This is a genomic window from Moorena sp. SIO3I6, assembly GCF_010672095.1.
Map to the genome: position 1 here is coordinate 1 of NZ_JAAHHU010000847.1, position 2,088 is coordinate 2,088.

At 38.2% G+C, this 2,088-nt stretch carries 2 protein-coding genes; both read left to right on the forward strand.

Going from position 1 to position 2,088, the window contains the following annotated elements; translation table 11 throughout:
- The coding region (locus F6K49_RS43500; protein WP_366514310.1) for a hypothetical protein at positions 1 to 538 on the forward strand (538 nt) is incomplete at its 5' end.
- A gap of 722 nt (positions 539 to 1,260) precedes the next feature.
- Positions 1,261 to 1,494, forward strand: a complete 234-nt coding sequence (locus F6K49_RS43505) for a hypothetical protein (protein WP_293107932.1) — start codon at positions 1,261 to 1,263, stop codon at positions 1,492 to 1,494.
- Positions 1,495 to 2,088 lie beyond the last annotated feature (594 nt).

The window sequence follows — 2,088 nt, forward strand, 5'->3', positions numbered from 1 at the left end:
CCAGTTAGATGGGATTACAATACTATTCCGCAATAGTATTTTAGTTATGGTTGTCGGTACAACACAAGCTGCATCTCTGCTGGGTATATCGTCTCAGCGACTGCGGATGCTATTAAGTAAAGATCGCATCAAAGGAGCCAAAAAAGTTGGTCGGTTTTGGCAGATTCCATTATATGATGGTGTGCCAGTGGTAACCGAAGGTCGTAGGGGACCAAAAGGTACATGGAATCAGGACAAGCATCTGGAAGCTACCTATATCCACGTTAATGAGCAAGCCTTAAAAAGCAATCACAAGAACCAGACATCTTTGCCAGTGTTTACTGTTAAACGGGGTGAGCGGACTCATTGCTGTCATGAGGTAGAAATCGCAGGAGCCTGCCGACTGGTTTATCGACCCAATCAAGCTGAGTCTATTAGTGATTCGGTGTGGCTCCAAGTTGAGCCTAACGTTCCAGTGACTACTAAAGTGTTTACTGGTAGTGAGAACCTCGACGATAAATTAGAACAGTCTCAAGATAGCCTTGACGCAACAGTTTAATCAGTTAGTGAAATTAAGAGTTATTTTTCAATATAGCGTTTCTAGGACTCATGAGGTACACAGAATTGTTTGAGATCTGATGTAGGGTGGGCAGTGCTTTCTCAAGGGATGGTAAAGGTTTAAATTGGAATGGAGCACTGCCCACCAGAGGATTAATTTTATTAAAAAATAAGACAACTATCGTGTTAAAAATATCTAGGTTTTTAACAGATTTTTTGAGCTGTTACCTATTCCCTGTTCCCTATTACCTAAAAAAATAACCCAATTTTAAACCCCTATACTATTGCCCTATTTCGTAATAAAAAAAAATTCCTAAACCCCTTGACAAATGGTTAATAAGTTACTATTTTAATAGTAAAGCAGATATACCTGTAGGGTGGGCAGTGGTTTTTCAAGGGATAGTAATAGTTGAAAATCGGATAGAACACTGCCCACCAGAGGATTAATTTTATTAAACATCTAGATGTAGATGTAGGGTGGGCAGTGGTTTTTCAAGGGATAGTAATAGTTGAAAATCGGATATAATACTGCCCACCCCAGATATACCTGTAGGGTGGGCAGTGCTTTAAAGGATTACCATCGGATTTTATTGGTCTCGTCCACTGCCCACCCTACGATTAATATTCGTCAATTGGTAATAAAAAAAAATTCCTAAACCCCTTGACAAGAGGTTAATAAATTAATATATTAATAATGTAAACGTTTTAAACCAATAACGATTCATGAGTACAAACTTTCCGTCAAACCCTGATGACAATCAAAACCCTGAAAACCAAGGTCGCAAACCTAAAAAAGTCAAGCACATCTTGGTCGGTTCTCCTGAACAAGTTCGGAAAACAATTATTGCCATCTATTCTCTTAAATACGCTTATCCAGAGGAATGGAGCACTCCCGAACCTACCGGAAATCCTGGTGAGGTTCTGGTGACTTTGATTCGAAATTTTTACCTAGACTAGGATAGTAATTTGCCAGGGCCACGCCCTGGCGACCAGGAATGAAGAATGAAGAATGTAGAATTAAGAATTAAGAATGAATAATGAAGAATGAAAGTTTTTTTTGGGGAGGGGTATAAATCAGGATGAAGCATGAGTTAGTATGTTGTTGCTTTCCAGCAGTTGCTGACTAACTCGGGAATAATGTACAATTAATCAGTCAGGAGTTATTTGGTTTACGTGCAGCTTAGCTGTCCTTGTTGATGTTTACACAATATAATTCGGTCAAGTATCAAATTTTATCTGAGCTTGACCGAATTTTTTTTATTGTTAAATAAGGGAGCAGGGAGTAGGGAGTAGGGAGTAGGGAAGAATAAATAAAATTTAGATGTAACTCACGGTTACTATAAAACGCTATACTTATAGAAGTTATTATAGAGTTTATCGCAGTTATGAGGTACGCTTTTCCACCTCAAAGTCTCCCTTATTAAGCTATGCTTTATAAACATATTTCTTTACAAAAAACTTGACAAAAGTAACTTGATATGATTAGTGTGATCAAAAAACTTGACGTCCCACGTTCTCGCTCAGTTTGTATAGGAAAAGCCTTTTGCCAAA